General features: G+C 73.6%; 1 protein-coding gene. It reads right to left on the bottom strand.

Annotated features, from left to right (window positions below):
- The coding region (locus AC1DSF_RS30975) for a response regulator (protein WP_478184138.1) at positions 1-398 on the bottom strand (398 nt) is incomplete at its 3' end.
- Positions 399-425 lie beyond the last annotated feature (27 nt).

The raw sequence follows: 425 nt of genomic DNA, 5'->3' as shown, positions 1-425 counted from the left end.
GTGTTGGACAGGCCGCGTGCGACCAGGAGCAGGGTCTCGTGTTCGCGCGGGGTCAGCTCGGCCGCGAGGGCGGCGGCTGCGGGGCGGGGTTCGGCGCGGGCGGCGAAGTTCTCGATGAGGCGGCGGGTGATCGACGGCGAGAGCAGGGCCTCGCCGTCKTGGACCACGTGGAGGGCCTCGACGAGGTGCGCGCGGGACGCGTCCTTGAGCAGGAATCCGGCGGCGCCGGCCCGCAGTGCGCCGAAGACGTACTCGTCGAGGTCGAACGTCGTCAGGACCAGGACGCGCGGCGTCGGAGTGATGCCCGCGGCATGCAGGCGCCGGGTGGCCTCGATGCCGTCGACGTGCGGCATCCGGATGTCCATGAGGATCACGTCGGGCCGCAGTTCGCGGGCCAATGCGACCGCCTCCGCGCCGTCCGCGGC

The organism is Variovorax sp. 01N429 (genome assembly GCF_056399425.1).
The sequence above is the reverse complement of the archived record's forward strand: the minus strand, read 5'-3'. Positions and strand labels throughout refer to the sequence as shown.